22 protein-coding genes and 1 tRNA gene are annotated in these 24,567 nt (G+C 38.3%); 18 read left to right on the plus strand and 5 right to left on the minus strand.

From position 1 onward, the window contains the following. Positions 1 to 163: 163 nt before the first annotated feature. The gene (locus OOZ15_RS07285; RefSeq protein WP_265955421.1) at positions 164 to 3,829 is read left to right on the plus strand and encodes a metallophosphoesterase; all 3,666 of its coding nucleotides are present in this window, start codon (positions 164 to 166) and stop codon (positions 3,827 to 3,829) included. Between the two features lie 522 nt (positions 3,830 to 4,351). Here the strand turns inward: OOZ15_RS07285 and OOZ15_RS07290 are convergent. After that, the gene (locus OOZ15_RS07290; RefSeq protein ID WP_265955422.1) at positions 4,352 to 6,520 is read right to left on the minus strand and encodes a DUF5916 domain-containing protein; all 2,169 of its coding nucleotides are present in this window, start codon (positions 6,518 to 6,520) and stop codon (positions 4,352 to 4,354) included. A gap of 1 nt (position 6,521) precedes the next feature. Continuing rightward, the gene (locus OOZ15_RS07295) at positions 6,522 to 7,124 is read right to left on the minus strand and encodes a nuclear transport factor 2 family protein (protein ID WP_265955423.1); all 603 of its coding nucleotides are present in this window, start codon (positions 7,122 to 7,124) and stop codon (positions 6,522 to 6,524) included. A 171-nt stretch (positions 7,125 to 7,295) separates the two neighbouring features. Here OOZ15_RS07295 and OOZ15_RS07300 point away from each other — a divergent pair, with 171 nt between their 5' ends. The 4 genes from OOZ15_RS07300 (at position 7,296) to OOZ15_RS07315 (ending at position 12,578) form a co-directional block, all read left to right on the plus strand. Further along, entirely contained in the window at positions 7,296 to 8,354 is a 1,059-nt protein-coding gene (locus OOZ15_RS07300) for an AraC family transcriptional regulator (RefSeq protein WP_265955425.1), read from the plus strand. Positions 8,355 to 8,487: 133 nt separating this feature from the next. Continuing rightward, a complete protein-coding gene (locus OOZ15_RS07305) occupies positions 8,488 to 10,875 on the plus strand; it encodes a TonB-dependent receptor (RefSeq protein WP_265955426.1) in 2,388 nt (795 codons plus the stop codon). Positions 10,876 to 10,973: 98 nt separating this feature from the next. After that, on the plus strand, positions 10,974 to 12,020 hold the full coding sequence (locus tag OOZ15_RS07310) for an AraC family transcriptional regulator (RefSeq protein ID WP_265955428.1): 1,047 nt from the start codon (positions 10,974 to 10,976) through the stop codon (positions 12,018 to 12,020). A 129-nt stretch (positions 12,021 to 12,149) separates the two neighbouring features. Further along, positions 12,150 to 12,578, plus strand: coding sequence for a nuclear transport factor 2 family protein (locus OOZ15_RS07315; protein WP_265955430.1), 429 nt, complete (start codon positions 12,150 to 12,152; stop codon positions 12,576 to 12,578). Between the two features lie 519 nt (positions 12,579 to 13,097). Here OOZ15_RS07315 and OOZ15_RS07320 read toward each other — a convergent pair. Next, positions 13,098 to 13,171: transfer RNA gene (locus OOZ15_RS07320), tRNA-Arg, on the minus strand. A gap of 134 nt (positions 13,172 to 13,305) precedes the next feature. On the opposite strand from OOZ15_RS07320, the gene OOZ15_RS07325 reads away from it, so the two are divergent. From OOZ15_RS07325 to OOZ15_RS07350, 6 genes are all read left to right on the plus strand, one after another. After that, positions 13,306 to 13,938, plus strand: a complete 633-nt coding sequence (locus tag OOZ15_RS07325; RefSeq protein ID WP_265955432.1) for a Crp/Fnr family transcriptional regulator — start codon at positions 13,306 to 13,308, stop codon at positions 13,936 to 13,938. Positions 13,939 to 14,007: 69 nt separating this feature from the next. After that, positions 14,008 to 14,568, plus strand: coding sequence for a YeeE/YedE family protein (locus OOZ15_RS07330; protein WP_265955434.1), 561 nt, complete (start codon positions 14,008 to 14,010; stop codon positions 14,566 to 14,568). Beyond that, positions 14,568 to 14,981, plus strand: coding sequence for a DUF6691 family protein (locus tag OOZ15_RS07335; protein ID WP_265955435.1), 414 nt, complete (start codon positions 14,568 to 14,570; stop codon positions 14,979 to 14,981). Before OOZ15_RS07330 ends, OOZ15_RS07335 begins: the two co-directional genes overlap by 1 nt. Further along, positions 14,981 to 15,781: a sulfite exporter TauE/SafE family protein gene (locus OOZ15_RS07340; protein ID WP_265955437.1), complete on the plus strand. Its 801-nt coding sequence runs from the start codon at positions 14,981 to 14,983 to the stop codon at positions 15,779 to 15,781. The genes OOZ15_RS07335 and OOZ15_RS07340 overlap by 1 nt, the downstream gene beginning before the upstream one ends. Positions 15,782 to 15,886: 105 nt before the next feature. Further along, on the plus strand, positions 15,887 to 17,296 hold the full coding sequence (locus OOZ15_RS07345) for an MBL fold metallo-hydrolase (RefSeq protein WP_265955439.1): 1,410 nt from the start codon (positions 15,887 to 15,889) through the stop codon (positions 17,294 to 17,296). A 181-nt stretch (positions 17,297 to 17,477) separates the two neighbouring features. After that, a complete protein-coding gene (locus OOZ15_RS07350) occupies positions 17,478 to 17,666 on the plus strand; it encodes a YgaP family membrane protein (RefSeq protein ID WP_265955440.1) in 189 nt (62 codons plus the stop codon). A 4-nt stretch (positions 17,667 to 17,670) separates the two neighbouring features. On the opposite strand, the gene OOZ15_RS07355 is transcribed toward OOZ15_RS07350, so the two are convergent. Both OOZ15_RS07355 and prmA read right to left on the minus strand, forming a co-directional pair. Beyond that, positions 17,671 to 17,946 carry an ATP-dependent Clp protease adaptor ClpS gene (locus tag OOZ15_RS07355; protein WP_265955442.1) on the minus strand — a complete coding sequence of 92 codons (276 nt, stop codon included), beginning with the start codon at positions 17,944 to 17,946 and terminating at the stop codon, positions 17,671 to 17,673. Positions 17,947 to 17,961: 15 nt separating this feature from the next. Further along, the gene (gene prmA, locus OOZ15_RS07360; RefSeq protein ID WP_265955444.1) at positions 17,962 to 18,795 is read right to left on the minus strand and encodes a 50S ribosomal protein L11 methyltransferase; all 834 of its coding nucleotides are present in this window, start codon (positions 18,793 to 18,795) and stop codon (positions 17,962 to 17,964) included. Between the two features lie 215 nt (positions 18,796 to 19,010). Here prmA and OOZ15_RS07365 point away from each other — a divergent pair, with 215 nt between their 5' ends. From OOZ15_RS07365 to OOZ15_RS07395, 7 genes are all read left to right on the plus strand, one after another. After that, positions 19,011 to 19,307, plus strand: a complete 297-nt coding sequence (locus OOZ15_RS07365) for a GIY-YIG nuclease family protein (protein ID WP_265955445.1) — start codon at positions 19,011 to 19,013, stop codon at positions 19,305 to 19,307. Then, positions 19,307 to 20,407: a dTDP-glucose 4,6-dehydratase gene (rfbB, locus tag OOZ15_RS07370; protein WP_265955446.1), complete on the plus strand. Its 1,101-nt coding sequence runs from the start codon at positions 19,307 to 19,309 to the stop codon at positions 20,405 to 20,407. Before OOZ15_RS07365 ends, rfbB begins: the two co-directional genes overlap by 1 nt. A gap of 177 nt (positions 20,408 to 20,584) precedes the next feature. Continuing rightward, entirely contained in the window at positions 20,585 to 20,938 is a 354-nt protein-coding gene (locus OOZ15_RS07375) for a four helix bundle protein (protein WP_265955447.1), read from the plus strand. A gap of 60 nt (positions 20,939 to 20,998) precedes the next feature. Beyond that, positions 20,999 to 21,868 (plus strand): glucose-1-phosphate thymidylyltransferase RfbA, encoded by an 870-nt coding sequence (rfbA, locus tag OOZ15_RS07380; protein WP_265955448.1) that lies wholly within the window; start codon positions 20,999 to 21,001, stop codon positions 21,866 to 21,868. 173 nt (positions 21,869 to 22,041) lie between these two features. Further along, positions 22,042 to 22,593, plus strand: a complete 552-nt coding sequence (gene rfbC / locus OOZ15_RS07385) for a dTDP-4-dehydrorhamnose 3,5-epimerase (RefSeq protein ID WP_265955449.1) — start codon at positions 22,042 to 22,044, stop codon at positions 22,591 to 22,593. A gap of 2 nt (positions 22,594 to 22,595) precedes the next feature. Continuing rightward, entirely contained in the window at positions 22,596 to 23,426 is an 831-nt protein-coding gene (rfbD, locus tag OOZ15_RS07390; protein ID WP_265955450.1) for a dTDP-4-dehydrorhamnose reductase, read from the plus strand. Between the two features lie 22 nt (positions 23,427 to 23,448). Next, on the plus strand, positions 23,449 to 24,510 hold the full coding sequence (locus OOZ15_RS07395) for a sulfatase-like hydrolase/transferase (protein WP_265955451.1): 1,062 nt from the start codon (positions 23,449 to 23,451) through the stop codon (positions 24,508 to 24,510). Positions 24,511 to 24,567 lie beyond the last annotated feature (57 nt).

The following is a 24,567-nucleotide window of genomic DNA, read 5'->3' on the forward strand; positions in this document are numbered from 1 at the left end:
TATGCATGCACCGGGATTACCTATCTACCTCTTCCGCCCAGGGCGGATCAAAACTGCCATCTTCGGCAGTTCCGGGTGAGGAAAATAAAATTACCAATATTATTTTCAACATTATAAAAATAATGTTTTAATTTTAGTTGAAATAGAAATCAATAAGGCGAATATGTATAAATATTTTCCCATTACACTTATCATCTTTTTTTTCAGTTCATGTGCTACTTATCAACCTCAGTATAGTGAAAACACAGGGAGTCAGCTTTTTCCTGAAAGCAAGGAAATAGTCCATTCATTCTATCTGATAGGAGATGGAGGGAATTCGCCTATTGGAACTTCAACCAAAGCTTTGCAAACGTTAAACGAAGATTTGAACAAGGCTTCGGAAAACAGTACACTTCTTTTTCTGGGGGACAATATCTATCCAAAAGGTCTGCCAAAAAAAGATAATAAAGGGAGGGCTTTTGCCGAACATCAGCTTAATGAGCAAACGGCTGTCGCCAATGACTATAAGGGGCAAAGTATTTTTATTCCCGGGAACCACGACTGGTATAGCGGACTAAAGGGTTTGAAAAGGCAAGAGAAATATGTTGAAGACAAATTGGGTAAAGATGCCTTTTTACCTGAAGATGGCTGTCCGCTGGAGCGTGTTAAAATAACGGATGATATTGTCCTGATAATTGTTGATTCAGAATGGTATCTCACCGACTGGGATAAACATCCAACCATTAATGATGATTGTGAGATAAAAACCAGAGATAAATTCTTGGAAGAACTGGAAGGGGAGATAAAAAAGGCCCGTGGTAAGACCACTGTTATTGCTTTGCATCATCCCATGTACAGTAATGGTCCACATGCGGGGCAATACTCTTTTATGAGTTATATGAAGCCACTTCCGGTGTTAGGCTCTTTAAAAAATCTGATTCGTAAAACAGGAGGGGTTGTGAATGTCGATATGCAAAACGCCCGGTATCGGGAACTGACAAATCATTTGACTACCTTGGCTCAACAAAATGATAAAACCATCTTGGTTTCCGGTCACGAACACAATTTGCAATATCTTTTAGAGAACAATCTTCCACAGATAATAAGCGGTTCTGGTTCAAAACTAACTGCGACCAGAAATCAAAATAACGGAAAATTCTCATACGGAGCTCCAGGATACGCCAGACTGGATGTGTTTACCGATGGTTCTTCTTTTGTTCGTTTCTATACGGCCAAGGATCATAAGGTAGTATTTCAAACTGAAATATTCCAACAAGAGGAACCGCGTTCGCAAAGCTATCCTGATGAATTCCCGGAACAGCAAATGGCAGGGGTTTATACTAAAGAAGAGACGACAAAAGGAGGTTTGCACAAATTGTTATGGGGAGAACGCTACAGAAACTATTACAGTACAAAAATTAAAGCTCCAACAGTAGACCTCGATTCCTTGCTCGGTGGGTTGACACCCGTTAGAAAAGGAGGGGGGCATCAATCAAAAACCCTTAGGTTGGAAGATGACGAAGGACGTGAATACATGATGCGTGCCCTCAGAAAACAAGCGATTCAATATCTGCAGACGGGTGTTTTTAAAGACCAGTATATTGAAGATGAATTTAAGGATACCTATACAGAAGACCTTGTCCTGGATGTGTTTACCGGAGCTTATCCCTATGCGCCTTTTGCTTTGACGCCTTTGTCGGAAGCTATCGGTGTATATCACACCAAGCCTGAATTGTATTATGTGCCGAAACAAAACGCCCTTGGTGGCTTTAATGATGATTTTGGTAACGAACTCTATATGATTGAAGAGCGCCCCGCCGACGGACATGGAGATAAATCTAATTTTGGTTTTTCCGATGAGATAGTGAGTACAGACGATATGTTTGAAGATGTGCTGAAAGACGAAGACAATATCGTGGATGAAAAAGCCTATATCAGGGCAAGGCTTTTTGATATGCTCATCGGGGATTGGGACAGGCACGAAGATCAATGGAGGTGGGCTGTCTTTGAAGAAGATGGTCAAACAATATACCGTCCTGTTCCCAGAGATCGGGATCAGGCTTTTTCTGTGATGTCTGATGGTTTGTTGATGGGGATTGGAAATCTTTTATTTCCTTCAACACGTTTGTTGGAAGCTTATGATAAAGATTTAAAAAGACCTGAATGGTTCAATACCGAACCTTATCCGCTTGATTTGTTTATCATCGATCAAGCTGGGAAAGATATTTGGGATGATGAGGTGAAGCACATCCAAACCCATATTACAGATAGTGTTATTGAAAAGGCTTTTAGCAATATTCCTGAGGAATTAAAAGATGAGACCATCGATGAGATCAAACAAAAATTAAAAGGAAGACGGGATCGTTTGCCATCTATTTCTGATGCCTATTTTGCTCATATTAACAAGTTTTCAATTGTAAAGGGAACGAATAAAGACGATTGGTTCGACATAGAACGCTTGCCAAACGGAAAAACAGAAATCACTGCCTTCAGAATAAAAAAAGGGGAGAAGAGCGATGTTTTCTTCCACAGGATTTTCTCCAAAAAAGAAACCAAAGAGATATGGGTGTATGCCCTGGATGACGATGATGTCTTTCATGTTTTCGGTCAGGGGAGTGATCCGATCAAAATACGTCTCGTTGGCGGACAAAATAACGATACCTATAATATCATAAACGGAAAGCGCCTTAGGTTTTATGATTATAAATCCAAAAAAAATGATGTGGTAAGCGGGAAGCAACACGGGAGACTAACAGACAATTATAAAATCAATGTATATAACCATAAAAAGGTAAAAAAGAAAGTCAATCAAATACTGCCGGCTATTGGTTATAACCCGGATGACGGGGTGAAACTCGGAGTTCAAAACATACACACGCGACATGGTTTTAAACAGAATCCGTTTACTGCCAGACACGCTATTTCCGCAGCTTATTATTTTGCTACAAGTGGATATGACCTTATGTATAAAGGAGAGTTTGCTAATATAGTTGGGGCTGCCAACCTAGCCGTTGATCTTCGGTTTACCAGTCCGAATTATGCAGTGAATTTCTTTGGATTTGGAAATGAATCTGTAAATCCAAACGATGTAGACGACGACTTGTTTGATATGGATTACAACCGTGTGAGGCTGAAAACTTTTCTGGCGGCTCCTTCTTTGGTGTGGAGAGGGGATTATGGCAGTAGGTTTCAAGTTGGAGCCTCGTATGAAACTAATCAGGTGGAACGAACAACCGGACGTTTTATAGCTACTTTTCCGGAGGAAGAAGGCTTTTTTAGCGCTCAGGACTTCTACGGAATTAATATGTCTTATCAATATAAAAATCAGGATGATAAATCGTTTCCAACACTGGGGATGTTATTCAAGTTGGAAACCGGCTATAAAAACAGTATCAAAACATCCGATGGTTATGGTTATATCATTCCCGAATTAGGGTTTGATTACAGATTGGTGCCGGAGGGACAGTTGGTGCTGGCTTCCAAACTTGCAGGTCAAGTTAATCTCGGTGATGATTTTGAATTTTATCAAGCGGCTCAACTTGGAGCCAATAGTGGACTCCGTGGTTATAGAAGAGAGCGCTTTACAGGGGATAAGTCGTTTGTGCAGTCAACAGACCTGAGATGGAGTTTCAGTCGTTTAAAAACCGGACTCTTTCCGATTAATATAGGTCTTTATGGCGGATTTGACTATGGTCGGGTTTGGATGGATGATGATGTTTCTAAAAAATGGCATAATGCTGTAGGAGGCGGTGTTTTTATGTATAGCTTGCAAATGTTTTCCGGCAACCTATCCGTTTTCAACAGTACCGAAGGATTTCGGTTTGCTTTCAGGCTCGGGTTTGATTTTTGATACCCTTGATTACTTTACAACCGTAGCCTCAAGCTCACGAGGTATTAGGCTGAAAACTAATAGCGTCCAAAACGTTTTTATTGAATTTTTTAAACATACTGAATCTGCTGAGGTTTAGATGAAATTTCAACGTTTGTGGTTTGGTTCGGGCCTACGATAAAAATATTGAAAATCAAGGAAGCAGCGGTGGGTTAAAGATAAAAATCTGTCTGAGTTCCGCCCGAAGGCGGAATGAGTTATTTTTATCTGTGGCTGGGGATTCCGTAGTATTTTCTTATGTTTTTATCGTTAGCCTAGATTTTTTTGGTTCGTTTTTTCATCAATGGAAAAAATGAACAGATAAAAATTTATTTAGGACAGAATTGGCTGAAAACCTAAATAACATTTCGTCGCAAGCCTATCTACCGATAGGTAGGAGTCGGAACTCCCGATAGTTAATCGGGATTGGGATATCAAATCTCACTTAATAAGCAAAAAGCTCTGTTGTTGAAGAGGTGAGAGGTGACCTTGTTCTTAAAAGGGTTAAAAATCAAACCTGTAATTCATCTTAAAAGCCACGCCCCAATTAGTCCGGGAAATAGCATCGCTATAATTATCGGTAACCACCAAATAAATATACGAAAGTGGTTTATATTCCCATTGCAATCTGCTATTGATATTGAAATTGTCTACTTGGGTACTGTACTGAACATAGGTGGTCCAGTTTAGGCGGTTATTGAAAAACACTTCTCCCGTAAAACGTGCCAAATGAAAGGTTTTATTTCCTAATTCATTTAAATCCAGTGAATTGATTTCGTATGAAGCTTCCAGATTGGCAAAAGGTAATAACCGATAGGTCAGGCTGGCAAATGCCGCTGAATTTTTTCCACTATAATATTCCCCGTGGTGGACGTATCCTCTATAAACAAACTTTTTGTTGGTTACCGAATTGTACCCTAGTCTACCCCTGAAGAATTGATATGTGTCAGGCATTAAAACATTGCCATTTCTTAAGGGATCAAAGGCGTACTTCAGGTTTATATAATCGTGATAAGCACTGAAATAAACAGCGGACAGGTCCTTAAAAAAAACGGCAGTATTGTAAAAGGTAGAAGACTGTGTCACCGTTCCGTCGTCATCCCAATAGGTGTCGTTTAAAAAATTAACATAGCGATAGGAATTAACAGTCTTCGAATTTTCAGGATATTTGGTCAGCACAGCTCCGGTTGAAAATTGGGTATATCCCTCACGTACCACCACATCGTTTAAAGCATCGTAATTATTTAACCGGGGGATAAAGCCCGCATCTGCTAGATAGTTTTTGCCAACATTCTTTACCGAAGCATTCCAAGAAGCCCCTCGCTTGTTGTACCAAATTTCGGCATTGTAGAAGCCGTTGTCTTTTGAAACACCATCGTTAAAACTCTTTGCGTAATTTACCAAGCCGGTCCACTTGTTGTTGCTCGATTTGTAGTTGAGATTAACGCCTGTTACCCGGTTGTACTCATCTATAAAATTAAATTTATCGGTTTCCTGCCTGTTGATTAAAAAACCGGTAGCCGTAAAGTTTTTGGAGAGTTGGTGTTCTGCAACCAAAGCACTATAATTTTGAGATGCGACGGCTCCCTCTTCTTCCGTTTGTACATTTAAGACTCCTAATCGTGTTTTTGGCGAAATATTCCCGGATAACTTCAAGCCGAATTGAATATCGGTACCGGCACCTATCTGTCTCGAATAAAAGGGGTTGACTTCATCGGTGCCTAAATTTGAGAACAGGTCTGAATTTTCTAAAAAGAAATTGCGCCGTTCGGGGAAGAAGACGGCAAAACGCGTTAAATTGGTCACCTGCTGATCCACATCTATTTGGGAAAAATCCGGGTTTACGGTGGCGTCCAGTTTTAATGAGGAGTTCAGGTTGTACTGCACATCCAAACTTGGTTTTACCGTGGTTGTTTCGGTATCATTTACCACATCATTTTGATGGTTTACAGTAACCGATGGCGTTACCGCAAAGCGGGAAGCGGAGATATCGGGTAAATTTTCCACCTCAAATGCTTCGGTAAACCGAAGGTCGAAAAGCCTATAATTTCGTTTTACATTTTTAAAAATGGTCCACGAATTGTTCTTGATATCCCGCACATAAAACTGTATCCCGAAAACAGGATTGTTTTTATTGTAATTCAATGCTTTTAGCGGGATTTCCATTTCATATTTCTTTAAATTTCCTGCTGTGGAAGTGTTGGTTTTCCAAACAACATTCCAACTGGTATTTATGCCATAGCTGTCGCCGTCGCCCACACGCTCTATCAGTCCATCCACCTGTGCATTGCCCGCATTAACTGCAAAATAGTAGGCATTTTGTCGCTGGTTTTGTGTATCCAGAATAAGCACAAACGCATCACTGAAACCTATTGAGTTATCCCTTTTTAAGGAACTTATCTGCGTTTTTAAAGTACTGTCCTTATAAATTGCGCTGATATACAAATACTCCCCATTGTGAAACAATTTTACCGACGTTTGATTTTCGGCCAGGCCTTCATCGGTAGGGAGGTGATTGTAAAACCCGGTATATTCCGGTAATTGTTGCCAGACAGATTCGTTGAGATTCCCGTCTATTGTAATAGGACTGTCAGAAAATGGGATTGTAGCGGTGTTTTGTGCATACCCGAAAAACATAATACAGCCCGAGAAAAATGTCAAAAAAAGCCTCATTTTAGTTCGCTTGTTTTACAAGGGTTTGTGTAGCTGTCTTACTGATAATCTTCCAATCGTCCCCGATTTTCTTTAACAAAAAGAGGTCGATAAACCGCATTTTTCTTTCAGGGATTAAAATTTCGGCTATTGCCGTGGCAATATCACCCGTAATATCTATGTCCAAAATTTTTCCTCTTCTACCATTGAATGTACCGGGAGTTCCCTTAAAAAAAGTTAGGTATTCTTTGGGGGTAAGCACTTTAAACTCCTTTTTAATAGTCAGGTATAAAGTCGCATTTTTGGCAAATGCGCTTTCCAGCATATCCAGCTTGTTGTACGAGCTGCCTTCTATATAACCTTGAAGTGTTTTTTCAATTAAATCCTTATCTGTATACGTATAGGTGGAAGTTTTGGGTGCATTTAAGCTTTCATAATAAAGCTTGCTGTCGCTCACAAAGCTTTTGTCATAGTTAATGACTTTCCGTTCATTCCTGTTGCCGTATATTCGTATCAGCAATTCTTGTTTTACGGCTTCAATACTGTCATTTTTATGGGTTTGGGAAATTCCTGTAGCAGGAAAACATAAGAGTGTGGCAAATACTCCAAAAAATAAATGTTTCATTTTGTTGATGTTTAAATTCCTAGCAAACATCTTTAAACAAAATGAAAATGGTGTGTTAGGTTATAATGGAAGTGTACAGATTTATAAATCTGAATAAAAAAACGAGGAAATTGCTTTTTAAAAGCCACTTAAATTTTGCCGAATCAATACCTTTGTATTCAAAATACCTTTATGGATCCGGAACATCAATTGTTGTTTTTCTTTAGTGCTATCGGTGCTTTTAATGGTCTCTTTTTGAGCATCTATTTTGCTTTTTTTGTAAAGCATAGAAATAAAGCAAATTACTTTCTTTCAGCATTGATGCTTGTTATTAGTGTGAGGATTATAAAATCTGTTTTTTTGTTTTTCTACCCTTCCATTTCAGAACTGTTTATACATATTGGATTAGTAGCTTGTGCACTTATAGGGCCATTTCTGTATCTATATGTAAAAAACACCACTTCCCGTAAAAACTACCGCAGCCGGCATTGGCTCTATCATATTGTGCCCACGGTATTGGCTATGATAATAATTGAATATCTCTATCCATACAAACAGTACAGGTCATATTGGCTATTATCTGCTACATTCTCTATTGGCAAGTTTTTATACGCACAGTGGATCATTTATATCCTCCTTTCGGGAATCGTTATAAAAGATGCTTTTGCCTCCCTCATTAAAAAAGGGAAGAAACTAACCGATGAAGAGATCTGGCTCATTAGCCTGGTAGTCGGAGTAGCGATCATCTGGATTGCGTACAACACAACGGGATATATTTCCTATCTTGCAGGGGCTTTATCCTTTTCTTTTATCTTTTACCTGATGCTGCTTCTCTGGTTTTTTAAACGGAAAAAGGCCACTCCTTTCTTTTTTGCCGTCCAGACCAAATATGCCAATAAGAGAATTGAAGCTGATGAAGTCACCGGAATTCTCTCCAGATTACATACACTCTTTGAACAAAATGGGCTTTACAAAAAACCGGATTTAAAACTGGCAGATATCGCTGATGAGTTGGACATACCTTCTCATCAGTTGTCGCAATGTTTAAATGATAATCTGGGCAAGGGCTTTTCAACTTATATCAATGAGTATCGGGTAAAAGAAGCAGAAAAAATGTTGGTCTCCAACCATCACCTAACCGTAGAGGGCATAGGATACGAATGCGGATTTTCTTCAAAATCCACATTTTATTCGGCTTTTAAAAACATAAAAGGCACTACTCCTGCCAAATTTAAGAAAGAAAACACTTAGTGTTGTATCAGGTTAAGATACCTTGTCGTTTTTCTTCAGATTTATAAATCTGTATTTCTTTTCCGCTATTTTTTGTCGCTTTTAATGAATGTAATAGTAATGTTGTTGCTCCAAAAAAAGCAAAGAATATACTATGAAAAACAGACAAAAAAATATTTTGTTATTCCTCCTATTACCATTATTTAGTTTCTCTCAGGTAAATATAACGGGAAGTGTAAAAGACGAATACAGTCCCATTGCCTATGCCAATATTGTGCTTCAAGATACGGAAGGGCACCCAATAACCGGAGCAATTACCGATGAAAACGGAGACTTTAAAATTCAGGCAACTGAAGGTGAATATAGGTTAATTATCAGCTATTTAGGCTATGAAAATAACGAAAGGGATATTCTTCTGGAAAAGGATATCGCTGTTGGTACAATTGTATTGAAAGAGGACACTGGCCAACTGGAGGAGGTAATCATTACCGCCAAAAAACCGTTGATTGTGCAAAAGGCAGACCGCTTGGTGTACAATGTGGAAAACAGTGTTTCGGCCATTGGGGGCGATGCAATGCATGTTTTGGGTACAGCCCCGGGACTTATGGTCATCAATAACACCATAACGATGCTGGGCAAGGGCACGCCCCGAGTGATGATAGATGGACGAATGCTTGAATTAACGGGAGATGAATTAGTGGGTTTTCTGGGTTCCTTATCTGCCGACGATATCAAGAACGTTGAAATTATCGCTACTCCACCGGCAAAATACGAGGCCGAAGGCAGTGGCGGACTTGTTAATATTAACCTGAGAAAAGCCGCTCTGAACTCTTGGAAAAACACAATCACCACAGCCTATGATCAAAACACATATAGTATTTTTTCGATTCGGAACAACTTTTTCTACAACAAAGATAAACTTCAGTTTTCCGCCGGTGTCGGAGGGAAAGTAGGGGATGTGAGACGAATAGAACAGATAGATACAGAGTATCCCAATGGTCCCTGGGAGTTGGATATCGTCTCAAAAAACAGTAGGAACAACCTGTCCGGGCGTTTTAGTATAGATTATGACCTAACAGACAACATTACCATAGGAGGCCAATATATGGGGGTTTACAACTATGGCGAGATACAATTAGATGCAAAAACAGATATTTTCAATACAGAACATCAACTGGAATCCATTCTCATTAACCCGATTGTTATTGATAGGGATAAGAAAAGTCATTCTGCAAATGCACACCTTATCGCTACCTTGGATACCATTGGCAGAAAATTATCTTTCGATGTTGACTATTTTACCTTTGATTCTGATATGGAAACCGACCTTTTTGCAGAGTCTTTTACGCCCGAAATGGAATTTATAGAGGTAGATATGGCTGCGAAAAACACGACAGACGTTACAATTAACAATGTTAGCTTCAAGACAGATATGGAACACCCCTTGGATTTTATAAACCTGTCGTATGGGGGCAAACTCAGTTTTATAAACACGCAGGCAGATGCTAAGTTTTTTAATACCATTACAGGGAATCCCATACTGGATCCGGATCAATCCAACGAGTTTGAATATCAGGAAAACAATCAGGCTGTTTACGTTAACGGTTCCAAGAGCTTTAACGATAAATGGAGCCTGCAACTGGGGCTGCGGTATGAAGCAACACAAACGGAAGGCTATTCAAAAACGACAGGTGAAACCAATAAAAAAGAGTATGCAAAGCTGTTTTCCTCGTTTTATTTGATGTACAAAAAGAGCGATGACCATAGCTTTTCTTTTAATTATGGCAAACGGGTAAACCGCCCCCCATTTTGGATGTTGAACCCCTACCGTATCTATACAAGCAGTAATACCTATGCTGAAGGCAATCCGTTTTTGCAACCTTCGTTTTCCGATAATTTTGAATTTACTTATATGTATAACAGTAAATTGAGAACCAATGTGTTCTTAAACATATTAAACGACGGCTATGGAACTATTTTTACTTCAGACCCTGAAGAAAATATACAAACAATAACGAGGGAAAATTATTACAAACAATATCAATATGGAATATCAGAAAGTTACACGGCCGATATAACCAGCTGGTGGCAAAGCCGAAATGCAATCAATCTTACAAACCGTGAAACAAAAATTTATGACGTTATAGATGCCACTCCCTTAAACGGTATGCAAATTTATTTTTCATCAAACAATACCATTTCACTATTCACATCTACCAAGCTACAGTTAGACTATTGGTACAGCTCTCCCTTTAAAACGGGGCTGTTTGAAATCGGCAAGCCACAATCCAGCTTTAACGTAGGGATAAAACAAAGTATATTGGGGGACAACCTTCAATTGGTGCTTCTTTTTAATGATGTTTTCAATAGGTCGCAATTACGGGAATATAACTCTGCGGTAAATGGAATAAAACAGTCGTACTACGAAGATAACAGCAACCGTTTTTTCCGTTTTTCATTGACCTATACCTTTGGAAATGATGACACCAGTGTTAAACAAAGAGATTTTGGAAATACAGAAGAGCAGCAGAGAGCCAATTAAAATCATGTATGCTTTTTAAACGTATTGTGGAATGTGGATAGGGAATGAAGTATAGAATTGAATTCCTGTTTTAGTATATTTGAGTTCTAAATATTCTTATGGAACCGGAACATCAACTCTTATTTTTCTTTAGTGCCATTGGTGCTTTTAACGGGCTTGTTTTGAGCATCTATTTTGCCTTTTTTGTAAAGCACAGGAACAAGGCCAATTATTTTCTTTCGGCATTGATGCTGGTGCTTAGTATAAGGATCATAAAGTCTGTTTTTTTCTTTTTTTATCCTTCCCTTTCCGAGCTGTTTATACATATAGGCTTAGTTGCCTGTGCACTCATTGGGCCATTTTTGTATCTGTACGTAAAAAATACCACGTCCCGTAAAAACTTTCGCAACCGGTATTGGCTCTATCATATTGTGCCCACGGTATTGGTCATGATACTAATTGAATACCTCTATCCGTATAGGCAGTACAGGGCATTCTGGCCATTTTTTATCAGTAAGGTTTTATATATGCAGTGGCTGGTTTATATTATTCTTTCGGGAATCGTTATAAAAAATGCTTTTGCCTCCCTCATTAAAAAAGGGAAGAAAGTGACCGATGAAGAAATCTGGCTCATCAGCTTGGTGGTCGGAGTGGCCATCATCTGGATTGCTTACAAAACATCAGGATATACCTCATATATTGTAGGTGCCTTATCGTTTTCTTTTATATTTTACCTGATACTGCTTCTCTGGTTCTTTAAAAGAAGGAAAACTACGCCTTTTTTCTTTGCTGAACAAACCAAATATGCCAATAAGAAAATTAAAGCAAATGAAGCCACCGGAATTCTCTCCAGATTACATACACTCTTTGAACAAAATGGGCTTTACAAAAAACCGGATTTAAAACTGGCAGATATCGCTGACGAGTTGGACATACCTTCTCATCAGTTGTCGCAATGTTTAAATGATAATCTGGGCAAGGGCTTTTCAACTTTTATCAATGAGTATCGGGTAAAAGAAGCAGAAAAAATGCTGTTATCTAACCATCACCTTACCGTAGAGGCCATTGGCCATGAATGCGGTTTCAAATCGAACACCACATTTTATTTGGCCTTTAAAAACCTTACAGGCACTACGCCTGCAAAATTTAAGAAAGAAAACACTTAGTGTTGTATCAGGTTAAGATACTTTGTTGTTTTTCTTCAGATTTATAAATCTGTATTTCTTCTTCATTATTTTTTATTGCTTTTTACTAGCATCCTTGTAATGTTGCACATAGTTTTAAATACATAGAAAATGAAATACATTACCACCTTAATTATCGCCTTTACTTTTTTCAGTACCCTAAACTTGGGGGCACAAACTGAAAAAGAACTTATTACCAAGACACTAATGGACTATATTGAAGGGACAGCAAATGGAGAGCCGGAAAGACTAAAAAATGCTTTTCATAAAGATTTGAACCTTTATCACGTAACAAATGACAGTATAGTTGTTTGGTCAGGCCAGAAATATATTAGTAACGTTAAGTTAGGTGAAAAAAGTAACCGGATAGGTAAAATTATTTCTATTGATTATAAGAACAATGCTGCAAGTGCGAAAATAGAAGTGGATATGCCGGATAAAAAAAGAGTTTATACCGATTATTTACTCCTGCTAAAAACCGGGGGAAATTGGCAAATAATTCATAAGTCATTTACGTATGTTAAGTATCCCGGCAATTAAAACCTGACGACTGACGAATTAGCAATCTGCCTGAAATGCTCGTAAAAAGGGCATATACCGATTTTCCTATCCGCAGGCTCAGCATCAGCACCAACAATCCAAAAAAGAAGTTTTGAGCTCGTTTTTGTTTGCTGAAAAATAAAAGGTACAAACTGACCAAGAACCCGTTAAAAACCCCAAGGGCACCAAAGAAGAACAAAACTGGGTTTTCGAAAGTCATTTTAATTAAAGTTTAGGAAATATAGTAAACCGCCTTTCAAAATTAAATATATAAACAAAAAGTCAAAATTCTTGGCATTATATACTACATTCGTTTTCAACTTTTCCAAAAACAAAAGGTGGGACTATCTGTTGGTGATTCTTGGCGCTTTCTTGTGAAAATATAAAGTCTCTCGGCTATCGCCGAATATTTTGTTCAAAACTTGAAAATCAACAAAAGAAAACTCACTGCACTAAAAAAACAAAAACAAGCTATGTTTTTTAGCTTGCTTCGTTTTCAACTTTTTGTTGATTTATTCGTGACCTCGCCAGGATTCAAACCTGGAACCTTCTGAGCCGTAATCAGATGCGCTATTCAGTTGCGCCACGAGGCCGATTTTTCAACCCTTTGTGGGCTTGCCCGATGGAGCACACCATGTATGTGTGCGAAGGCGGGTGCAAATATAATATATTTTATTAAAAATAAATCAATCTCCTTTATAAAATTTATAAAGCGTATTTTTGATTCATGCTGGATACCATCAAAGAGAAATTGAACTACCTTCTAGATGATACGATTATTGAAGAATTGTTAAGAATCGGAAGAGTGAAGTCTTTTTATAAAGACGATATCATTATGGATATTGGTCAAAAATTAGGTTTCATTCCTTTACTTTTAGAAGGCAGCATTAAGGTGCTTCGTGAAGATGGTAATGGACATGAGATACTACTTTATTTTCTAGAAGAGGGAGATACTTGTGCTATGTCGCTCACCAGTTGTCTCAATCATTCAAAAAGTAAAATAAGAGCCATAGCAGCAGATGATGTCAAACTCTTTATGATTCCGTCTGAAAAAATGGAAGAATGGTTCCATACTAATAAAAGCTGGAGAAGTTTTATCTTGGAAAGCTACCAAGTTCGTTTTGATGAAATGATAGAAACCATAGACGCCTTGGCGTTCCTGAAAATGGATGAGCGCTTGGAAAAATATCTTACAGATAAGGTTAAGTTAAACGGTAATTGGACGCTAAACATTACTCACCAAGAGATTGCAGACGATTTGAATACCTCAAGAGTGGTGGTTTCAAGATTACTTAAAAAACTAGAAAACAACCAGCTGATCAAACTTCACAGAAATAAAATTGAAGTACTCAACTCTTGAGTAACATTCATTACATAACATTTCATACAGCTCCATTACCTTTGCACTCTTGATATAAAACAAATAATTATGGAGTTTATCTTAGATCCGTGGCCTTGGTATGTGTCAGGCCCTTTGATTGCTATGGTCATGTTTTTGCTTATTTACTTCGGAAAAACTTTTGGCATGTCTTCCAATCTTCGGACTTTCTGTGCGATAGGCGGCGCAGGAAAGAAGAGTGATTTTTTCAATTTTAAGTGGCAAGAGCAAAAATGGAATCTTATGGTTGTCCTTGGTGCTGTTATTGGCGGTTTTATTGCGCATTTCTTCTTGTCTAATCCTACTAATATTGATCTCAATTCCAATACTGTTCAGATATTACAATCTTTTGGCTTTGAAAACACCGGGAAAACATTGCTTCCACAGGAAATATACGGTTGGGATGCTGTTTTAAGTCTGAAAGGCTTGCTTATTTTGATCGTAGGCGGATTTTTGGTCGGTTTCGGAACACGATATGCCGGCGGATGTACTTCCGGACATGCCATTAGCGGACTTAGCAACTTGCAAATTCCGTCGCTTATTGCTGTTGTCGGTTTCTTTATCGGAGGCTTGATCATGACACACTTTATAATCCCCTTAATTTTTAAATAATGAAGTATCTAAAATTTATACTGACAGGTGTTTTCTTCGGAATTGTTCTCGTAAAATCGGAAGCGGTTTCGTGGTACAGGATTTTCGAAATGTTCCGTTTTGAATCTTTTCATATGTATGGAATTATCGGAACTGCCGTGATCACCGGAATCATTCTCGTTCAGCTTATCAAAAAAACAAACTTGAAAAGTATCGAAGGGACTCCAATTGCTATTCCTGATAAAAATAAAAGTATCACCCGTTACCTGCTTGGCGGGTCGATCTTCGGACTCGGATGGGCATTAGCAGGAGCATGTCCGGGACCTATGTATATTTTGGTGGGAACAGGTGTTTTTTCAATGTTGATTGTCATTGCTGCGGCTGTTGCAGGAACTTTTGTTTACGGATTGTTGAAGAATAAACTTCCGCATTGATGACATTTGAAACAACCATCGGATATGCAGGGGCACTTTTTATCGGACTTGTTCTAGGGCTTTTAGGCGGTGGGGGTTCTATTTTAACGGTTCCTTTGTTAGTCTATTTACTGGCATATAACCCCGTTGTGGCTACCGCATATTCTCTTTTTGTAGTCGGGTCGTCTTCGCTAGTGGGGGCTTTTCAGAAATATAAAAAAGGTGTTGTCGATATTAAAATCGGATTGGCATTTTCCTTTCCTTCCTTTTTGGCAGTCTATCTTTCCAGACGTTTTCTTGTTCCGTGGATACCCGAGGAATTGTTCAGACTTGGAACCTTTACTTTTACCAAGGAAATCCTCATCATGACCTTTTTTGCTGTGATTATGTTTGTGGCAGCAGTATCCATGATCAAAAATCAAAAAAAGAAAAAGAAGGATCCAGATTACAAACAAGCCTACGTAAAAACTTTTGTTCAGGGGCTTGCGATTGGGACCATTACCGGACTTATAGGTGCGGGAGGTGGATTTCTCTATGTCCCGGCTTTGGTTTTATGGGCAAATCTTTCCATGAAGAAAGCTGTTGGAACCTCTTTAATTATTGTATGTATCAATTCCCTGATTGGGTTTATAGGTGATATACAAACATTGGATATTGAATGGGGATTTTTACTGACTTTTTCTGCGATAACCATCCTTGGGATACTGATTGGCGGACAATTATCACAGTATATTCCTAATAAAGCTTTGAAAAAAGGTTTTGGGTATTTGATATTGCTGATGAGTTTTTATATTCTGATGAAGGAACTATATCACTTTTAGAAGTTGATATACAAAACCGAATGTGACTTTTATTACATTCAAAAAATAAGTAGTTTATTATCTTTGTCTCGTTTCCGCAGAAGGAACGATTAAAAACCTTATAAAGTGAAAATCGAACAAATATATACAGGGTGTTTGGCACAAGGCGCTTATTATGTTGAATCTGAAGGTGAAGCGGCCATTATCGATCCGTTAAGGGAAACCGATCCCTATGTAGAACGTGCCAAAAAAGAAGGTTCGAAGATCAAATATGTTTTTGAAACGCATTTTCACGCCGATTTCGTCTCCGGGCATATTGATCTGGCTAAAAAAACAGGGGCAACCATTGTTTATGGTCCCAATGCGAATACCAATTACAGTATCTATCAGGCCAAAGACGGCGAAACTTTTTCCATAGGGAAAATCACTATTCAGGCTTTGCACACACCGGGGCATACCTTAGAGTCCACTACCTATCTTCTTATTGATGAAAATGGTAAAAATCATGCGATTTTTACCGGAGACACCTTGTTTTTAGGGGATGTGGGGCGTCCCGATCTGGCCATCAAACAAGATATTACTGAAAAAGACCTCGCAGGAATGCTTTATGATTCCCTTAGGAAAAAAATAATGCCTTTGGAAGACGATATTATGGTCTATCCGGCGCACGGAGCCGGTTCTGCCTGCGGAAAAAATTTGAGCAAAGAAACCATGGATACCTTAGGCAATCAAAAGAAAACCAACTACGCACTTCGCTCTGATATGAGTAAAGAGGAGTTTATAAAAGAAGTGCTGGAAGGGATTATGCCTCCGCCTCAATATTTTTCCAAAAATGCGATGATGAACAAAGAAGGCTATGAGGCTTTTGATAACGTATTGCAAAAAGGGAATGTGGCTTTAACTCCTGATGAATTTGAAGCTATAGCCAATCACAAAGGAGCTTTGGTGCTTGATGTGCGTACTCAAGATGAATATGTAAGGGCACACATTCCGAATTCAATTTTTATAGGGTTGGACGGCTCGTTTGCGCCATGGGTAGGAGCTTTGATAAAAGATATTCATCAACCTATTTTGTTAATCGTTCCTGAAGGGAAATCAACCGAAGCTGTTACACGCTTGTCCAGGGTGGGGTATGACAATACTATAGGATATTTAGAAGGGGGTGTTGAAAATTGGAAAAAATCCGGAAAAGAAATAGACACGATTATTTCTATTAATGTAGATGCCTTTGAAAATCAGTATGATAAAGATGCTGCTATTTTGGATGTCCGAAAACCGGATGAATTTGCGTCAGAACATTTGGAAACCGCTACCAATTTTCCATTGGATTTTATCAATGAAAATATGGATCAAGTGGAAAAAGACAAGAAATATTTTGTGCACTGTGCCGGGGGATACCGTTCGGTAATCGCGGCTTCCATACTAAAAGCCCGTGGTTTTGAAAACTTAGTGGATATCAAAGGTGGATATGGAGCGTTAAAACAAACCCAAATCCCAAAAACCGATTATATTTGTCCGAGTAGGGCCGAGCGTTAAAAAAACATCCGGTGGATGTTTTTAGCGAAGGAGCCAGCCGGTGCGTAGGCAAATGGAACTACCGACTTGCCGCATAGGTATATATCCAGTCGGCGCATGGACAAAAAAGAACAATTTTATAGCCAATTGAAAAAAGTCAAGATGAGTTCATTATAAAAAAAGAGTGCTTTTGAAGAAAAACATGAGCGAAATAGATAAGTTGATCCGTGTAGTGATAGCCTTTTCGATCGGGGTGTTATATTACTACAATATTTTGCGAGGCTATCTGGGGATTGCCTTTATGCTCCTTGCCATTGTGTTATTACTTACCTGTATTTTCAGAATATGCCCGTTCTATAAAATCTTTGGGTATTCAAGTTGTAAAAAGTGATTTTTCACACAATCTCCGCACTCAATCCTGCTTGAAGTAATTTGGAGCAGCGAGGTTTCAGGTCTTTGAAGTCACCTGTTTTCACAGTACACTTGCCTTTATAATGCACAATAAGGGAGCATTGCTCCGCTTGTTCGGGAGTATGGTCACAGGTATCGATAAGCATTTCTATGACATAATCAAATGTATTCACATCGTCATTGTAAAGAACAATTTCGTTCTCCTTTAAGACATCTTCGTCAAGTAATAATTCTTCTGATATTTTCTCCTTGGTACTCATATTCAGTATTTTGTGCTAATTTAAAAATTTTACAGCAACCCAATGGTTCTTTTCAAGATTTTCGACAAATTTTAACGAAAATTGCTCACATTTTTCTTGAATTTGGGGGATGTCCTCTTTGTAAAATCCGCTTAATAATAATATTCCACCTTTATTTAAACGAGCTACATAAGTCGGGATGTCTTCCAAAAGGATATTTCTGTTGATGTTTGCTATGACAACATCATAATTTTGATCTTTCAGTAGAGCCGCATCCCCTTCATAGACATTGATTTTAGTACAATGATTCCGTTTTATATTTTCGATAGAATTCAGATAACACCAATTATCAATATCAATGGCGTCAATTTCAGCGGCACCCTCTTTTTCAGCTAGAATAGCCAAAACCCCTGTTCCACAGCCCATATCCAGTACCTTTTTACCGTTCAGGTCGTTTTTCAATAAAAACTGAATCATCATATGGGTGGTTTCATGATGCCCGGTTCCGAAACTCATCTTCGGTTCGATAATGATATCATATTTCGTATTCGGTTTTTCATGAAAAGGAGCCCTTACCGTACACAAACCATCAACCTCTATGGGATGAAAGTTCTTCTCCCATTCAGCATTCCAGTTTTGCTGTTCGATTTCCCGATGGGTTGAAGAAATTTTAAATTCGTTATTTTTTAATATCTGAATATCGTCCAACACCTTTTGATCCCATTCCGCTTTTTGGATATAGGCCACCACACCTTCATCATTTTCAACAAAACTTTCAAATCCAGCCATCCCCAATTCAGCAATTAGGATTTCAGCAGCCGGGTCTTTGGGTATAATAATAAATTGGTATTCTATATAGGTATTGGGCATAGCCGTTGTTTTGTGGTAAAGATATCGAATTAAAAGATTTTCTTACTGAATAGTCCTAAGGAAAAGAACAAATCCTCATTTTAAAGCTGTATTGATTTTAAATCTTTATTTTTGGAAAACCCATTACGGGTGGATGAAAGGAAAAATGGATAGAATAGATTCTTCAAATAATAAAAAGATATTGATAACAGGTGGAGCAGGCTTTAACCCATGAAATGATGACAAATGATTTTGCGGAATATTATTATGTATATGTTTTGTTGTCGTTAAAAGACGGCAAGAAATACACGGGTTATACCAAAGATTTGTCATCACGATTTGAGGAACACCAAAAAGGGAAGGTGACATCAACGAAAAGCCGACGGCCGTTTAAATTGATTTATTTTGAAGGTTGTCTGAATCAAAAGGATGCTTTAAAACGGGAAAAATATTTAAAAACCCACTATGGTAAGATGTATTTGGGCAATCGCCTCAAATCGTATTTCATAGGTCGGGAACAGAATAGCCAATAATGAAAAGAGAAGTTTCTAAAAAAAATAAAAGACTATTAATTACGGGAGGTGCGGGTTTTATTGGTTCGCACGTGGTAAGGCGTTTTGTCAATAAATATCCGCACTACAGCATATTCAATTTAGATGCGCTGACCTATGCCGGGAACCTTGAAAACTTGAAAGATATAGAAGGTGCTCCCAATTATACTTTTATAAAAGGTGATATCACGGATACTGATTTTATAAATGGATTGTTCGACCAACATCAATTTGATGGCGTCATCCATTTGGCGGCCGAAAGTCATGTAGATCGTTCGATAACCGATCCTTTGGCATTTGTCAAGACCAATGTAATCGGAACCGTTAACCTGCTTAACGCTGCTAAGGAATTGTGGATAAACACACCTCTCCGCCAATGGCCGAGAGGCCGGGAGGGGCTTCGTTTTTATCACATAAGCACCGATGAGGTCTATGGAGCTTTGGGAGAAAGCGGCTTTTTTACAGAAAAAACATCCTATTCCCCTAATTCTCCTTACTCAGCATCCAAAGCAGGTTCAGACCATTTTGTTCGAGCATACGGAGAAACATACGGATTGCCTTATGTGATCAGTAATTGTTCGAATAATTACGGTCCGAATCATTTCCCTGAAAAACTGATTCCCCTTTTTATCAATAATATCATCAATAACAAACCTTTACCGGTTTATGGCGATGGTAATTACACCCGCGATTGGCTGTATGTGATAGACCATGCCGTAGCGATAGACCTTGTTTTTCATAAGGGAAAGAATCATGAAACCTATAATATCGGCGGATTCAATGAATGGAAGAACATCGATTTGGTAAAACTCTTGTGTAGTTTGATGGATAAAAAACTGAAAAGAAAAGCAGGCACTTCGGAAAAACTGATCACCTATATAAAAGATCGCCCGGGTCATGACCTGCGCTATGCCATAGACGCTACAAAGATCAATAAAGAATTGGGGTGGAAACCTTCAGTTACTTTTGAAGAGGGATTGGATAAAACAATTGATTGGTATTTGCAAAATGAGGAATGGTTAAAACATTTAACCAGTGGCGATTATCAGAAGTACTATCAAATGCAGTATGGGGATAGGTAGTTTGTGAGGCTAAGTTGCTAAAAGGTTATGGAGTTATGAAGCTATGCTGTTACGTGGCTATGGAGTTATGCTGTTACAGAGTTAAGGAGTTATAAAGTTTAAAAGGATATCGCATCATAACTCCGTAACTTGATAACATCATAACAAGATAACAGCATAACAAAACAATAAAATATAATGAAGATCAATTCACATAAAGATTTAAAAGTTTGGCAAGAATCTATGGATTTGGTTGAAAAAACCTATAAACTTACTGCCACTTTCCCTAGTTATGAACAATATGGATTGACAGTTCAAATGAGAAGATGTGCTATATCGATTCCATCTAATATTGCTGAAGGATCGGGACGAAAAGGGAGTAAAGAACTTGTTCGATTTCTTTATATTGCAATGGGGTCTCTGTCTGAACTTGAAACCCAGATAGAGATATCATATAGATTGAAATATACAGAAGATGTAACAGAATTAGATAATCAAGTAATTTACATTAGGAGAATGTTGTCTAAACTAATAAAAAGCATAGCAATATAACAACGTAACAAGATAACTGGATAACATCATAACTTGATAACACCATAACAATATCACAACATGAAAGGAATCATACTCGCCGGAGGCTCAGGAACACGCCTGCACCCATTGACATTGGCAGTGAGCAAACAACTCATGCCTGTTTATGATAAACCGATGATCTATTATCCCTTATCCACTTTGATGAGTGCCGGTATTCAGGAGATTCTCATTATTTCTACACCCAAAGACTTGCCTTTGTTTAAAAATCTGTTGGGAGACGGAAAAAAATACGGATGTCGTTTTGAATATGCAGCTCAGGCACATCCCAACGGACTAGCGGAAGCCTTTGTTATTGGAGCCGATTTTATAGGAAAAGACAAAGTGGCCCTGATCTTGGGCGATAATATTTTTTATGGAACGGGTTTGAGCGAACAATTACGTGCCAATAACGATCCCGATGGAGGTATTGTTTACGCCTATCATGTCCACGATCCAGAGCGTTATGGAGTGGTGGAGTTTGATAAAAATGAAAAAGCCGTTTCCATAGAGGAGAAGCCGAGAGTTCCTAAATCCAATTATGCCGTTCCCGGAATTTATTTTTACGATAATGAGGTGGTGGAAATAGCGAAAAACATCAAACCCAGCGACCGTGGAGAGTTAGAGATTACTGATGTAAATAAAGCCTATTTGAAAAAAGGGAAATTACAAGTGAGCATCCTCGATCGGGGCACCGCCTGGCTGGATACCGGAACTTTTCAGTCTTTGATGCAAGCGTCACAGTTTGTAGAGGTTATCGAAGAACGGCAAGGACTAAAGGTTGGCTCAATAGAAGCAACAGCCTATGAAATGGGATATATTGACAAAAAAGAATTTAAACAATTGATTGAACCCTTGATGAAAAGCGGGTATGGAGAAAAGTTGTTGGGGTTGATAAAAGAACATAAATGAAAATTCAGGAGACAAAATGTTGTTATGAAGTTAAGAAGTTATGCTGTTACAAGGTTATGAAGTTTAAAGGGATACCGCATCGTAACTCCGTAACTTGATAGCACCATAACAAGATAGCATCATAACAAGATAGCATCATAACAAGGTAACACCTTAACATGATAACAGAATAAATGAAAATAAAAAAAACTAAATTAAGCGGATGTTTTATTATAGAACCTCAAGTTTTTCATGATGAAAGAGGTTATTTTTTTGAAAGTTTTAATCAGCAGGAATTTGAAAAAGGGATAGGTAGGAAGGTCCATTTTGTACAAGACAATCAGTCATTTTCAAAAAGAGGAGTTGTCAGGGCGCTGCATTACCAAACAAGGGAATATGCACAAGCAAAACTGGTAAGGGTGATTCAAGGAAAAGTGTTGGATATCGCTGTTGATCTACGGAAAGAATCAGAAACTTTTGGACAATATACAGCCATAGAATTATCAGCTGAAAACAAAAAACAATTGTTTATACCCAGAGGTTTTGCCCATGGTTTTCTTACTTTGAGTGAAACATCGGAGTTCTTTTACAAATGCGATGATTTCTATTGTAAAGAAGCCGAAGGAGGGATCATTTACAACGATCCGGAAATAGGGGTGGACTGGTCATTTCCTGAGGATGAATTGATAATTTCAGCAAAAGACAAGAAATTACCGTTTTTGAAAGACGCAATAATCGATTTTTAAGCATGGGTTCCGATAAATCAGCAACGAACGATAAACAAACAACCGTATTGGTGACCGGGGCAAGTGGACAATTGGGAAGAACCTTTCAGAAACATCAGGATCAATATCCCGAGGTAGAATTTATGTTTTGCGATGCCAAAACATTGGATATCACCAAAAAAGAAAGTGTTTTCAAGGCATTTCAAAAGTTCCAACCGGATTTTTGTATCAATTGTGCAGCATATACCCGTGTGGAGCAAGCTGAAAAAGAACCTGAAAGAGCATATCTTATCAATGCAGAAGGTGCAAAAAATATGGCTGAGGTTGCTTCGGAATTCAATACTGTTTTGATCCATATTTCCACAGATTATGTTTTTGACGGAAAAAAGAGAACGCCCTATACAACAGCTGATGCTACAAATCCCATCAATATATATGGAAAGTCAAAACTGCAAGGGGAAAAGTATATTCAGGGAATATTAAAAAACTATTTTATTGTAAGAACCTCTTGGTTGTACAGTAAAGAGTTTGGAAAGAACTTTTATCGAACCATTCTTGAAAAGGCAAAAACTGAAAAAGAACTTTACGTTGTGGACAATCAAACCGGATGCCCAACAGATGCTGAAAATCTAGCGATGTATATATTAGATTTGATAATCACCTCCCCTCCGAAGGAGGAGTTGGGGGAGGCTTACGGTATCCGTCATTTTTCAGGACAAAAGGTGATGACTTGGTATGATTTTGCTGTAGACATCCTAAAAGAAAATCAAATTGACCATGTAAAAGTGGTAAAAGACAATAGTTATAAAGCCATAGCTAAGCGCCCGGAATATAGTGTGTTGGAAGTTTTATGATAATAATTAATAAACTACCTCAATGAAAAAAATAAGTGTTTTAATAGCAATATTCTATGGACTTTTTCTGAATGCTCAGGAAAATGAACAAAAAGTGGTGCTGATTACCTTAGACGGGTTCCGTTGGCAGGAATTGTTTACCGGAGCTGATGAAAAGTTGATTATGAACGCAGATTATGTAGGTCACCCGGAAGAATTAAAAGAAAAATTCTGGAAGGAAAACCCCCAAGAAAGAAGGGAAGCCTTGTTGCCATTTGTTTGGGGTGTGATAGTCAACAAAGGAGAAATTCACGGGAACAGAGAACTGGGAAGCAAGGTGAATCTGACCAACAGCATGTTATTTTCATATCCCGGTTACAACGAAATATTGACGGGCAAGGCAGACGATAAGAATATCCGCAGTAACGATAAAATATACAATCCGAACACCACGGTTTTAGAGATTTTGAATAATAATTTCAAAGGAGAAGTAGCTGCTTTTGCCAGTTGGGATGTATTTCCCTTTATAATTAATGATGAGCGAAGCGGAGTTCCTGTAAATGCCGGATTTGCATCTGCTGAAGGAGATCTGACTGAAAGAGAAGCTTTTTTAAATGAGTTACAACCTCAGATTCCGAGTCCGTGGGAAAATGTTAGATTGGATGCTTTTACGCATCATTTTGCGATGGAATACATGAAAAAGAATCATCCTAGAGTGGTTTATATCGGTTATGGAGAAACCGATGATTTTGCTCACGGAGGTAATTATGAAGCCTATTTAAAATCAGCTCATACCACCGATGATTTTCTGAAAGATTTATGGGATTTTGTACAAAAAGATCCTTTTTATAAAGATAAAACTACTTTCTTGATCACCACAGACCACGGTAGGGGAACTGACCCCCTTGATACTTGGCGAAGCCACGGAAGTGACGTGGAGGGAGCAGCTGAAGTTTGGTTTATCACATACGGTGCCGGTGTCCAGCCAAAAGGAGAAGTAAATTCCCGTCAGTTATACTCCAATCAAATTGCACCAACAATATTGGATCTTTTTAAGATTAAGGTTGATAAAGACTTAATGTCCGGTAAAGTGATAAAATTGTAAGGGAAGTCTTCTATATTATTGTGAGTTTTGGGAAACCATTCTTATCAGGGATTCTTT

The sequence above is a fragment of the Galbibacter kalidii genome, from assembly GCF_026241135.1.
Lineage (GTDB): Bacteria > Bacteroidota > Bacteroidia > Flavobacteriales > Flavobacteriaceae > Galbibacter.

Bases quoted from the DNA above. Each gene is read 5' to 3' on its own strand.
- OOZ15_RS07285 (WP_265955421.1), top strand. From the start codon at position 164: ATGTATAAATATTTTCCCATTACACTTATCATCTTTTTTTTCAGTTCA.
- OOZ15_RS07290 (WP_265955422.1), bottom strand. From the start codon at position 6,520: ATGAGGCTTTTTTTGACATTTTTCTCGGGCTGTATTATGTTTTTCGGG.
- OOZ15_RS07295 (WP_265955423.1), bottom strand. From the start codon at position 7,124: ATGAAACATTTATTTTTTGGAGTATTTGCCACACTCTTATGTTTTCCT.
- OOZ15_RS07300 (WP_265955425.1), top strand. From the start codon at position 7,296: ATGGATCCGGAACATCAATTGTTGTTTTTCTTTAGTGCTATCGGTGCT.
- OOZ15_RS07305 (WP_265955426.1), top strand. From the start codon at position 8,488: ATGAAAAACAGACAAAAAAATATTTTGTTATTCCTCCTATTACCATTA.
- OOZ15_RS07310 (WP_265955428.1), top strand. From the start codon at position 10,974: ATGGAACCGGAACATCAACTCTTATTTTTCTTTAGTGCCATTGGTGCT.
- OOZ15_RS07315 (WP_265955430.1), top strand. From the start codon at position 12,150: ATGAAATACATTACCACCTTAATTATCGCCTTTACTTTTTTCAGTACC.
- OOZ15_RS07325 (WP_265955432.1), top strand. From the start codon at position 13,306: ATGCTGGATACCATCAAAGAGAAATTGAACTACCTTCTAGATGATACG.
- OOZ15_RS07330 (WP_265955434.1), top strand. From the start codon at position 14,008: ATGGAGTTTATCTTAGATCCGTGGCCTTGGTATGTGTCAGGCCCTTTG.
- OOZ15_RS07335 (WP_265955435.1), top strand. From the start codon at position 14,568: ATGAAGTATCTAAAATTTATACTGACAGGTGTTTTCTTCGGAATTGTT.
- OOZ15_RS07340 (WP_265955437.1), top strand. From the start codon at position 14,981: ATGACATTTGAAACAACCATCGGATATGCAGGGGCACTTTTTATCGGA.
- OOZ15_RS07350 (WP_265955440.1), top strand. From the start codon at position 17,478: ATGAGCGAAATAGATAAGTTGATCCGTGTAGTGATAGCCTTTTCGATC.
- OOZ15_RS07355 (WP_265955442.1), bottom strand. From the start codon at position 17,946: ATGAGTACCAAGGAGAAAATATCAGAAGAATTATTACTTGACGAAGAT.
- prmA (WP_265955444.1), bottom strand. From the start codon at position 18,795: ATGCCCAATACCTATATAGAATACCAATTTATTATTATACCCAAAGAC.
- OOZ15_RS07365 (WP_265955445.1), top strand. From the start codon at position 19,011: ATGATGACAAATGATTTTGCGGAATATTATTATGTATATGTTTTGTTG.
- rfbB (WP_265955446.1), top strand. From the start codon at position 19,307: ATGAAAAGAGAAGTTTCTAAAAAAAATAAAAGACTATTAATTACGGGA.
- OOZ15_RS07375 (WP_265955447.1), top strand. From the start codon at position 20,585: ATGAAGATCAATTCACATAAAGATTTAAAAGTTTGGCAAGAATCTATG.
- rfbA (WP_265955448.1), top strand. From the start codon at position 20,999: ATGAAAGGAATCATACTCGCCGGAGGCTCAGGAACACGCCTGCACCCA.
- rfbC (WP_265955449.1), top strand. From the start codon at position 22,042: ATGAAAATAAAAAAAACTAAATTAAGCGGATGTTTTATTATAGAACCT.
- rfbD (WP_265955450.1), top strand. From the start codon at position 22,596: ATGGGTTCCGATAAATCAGCAACGAACGATAAACAAACAACCGTATTG.
- OOZ15_RS07395 (WP_265955451.1), top strand. From the start codon at position 23,449: ATGAAAAAAATAAGTGTTTTAATAGCAATATTCTATGGACTTTTTCTG.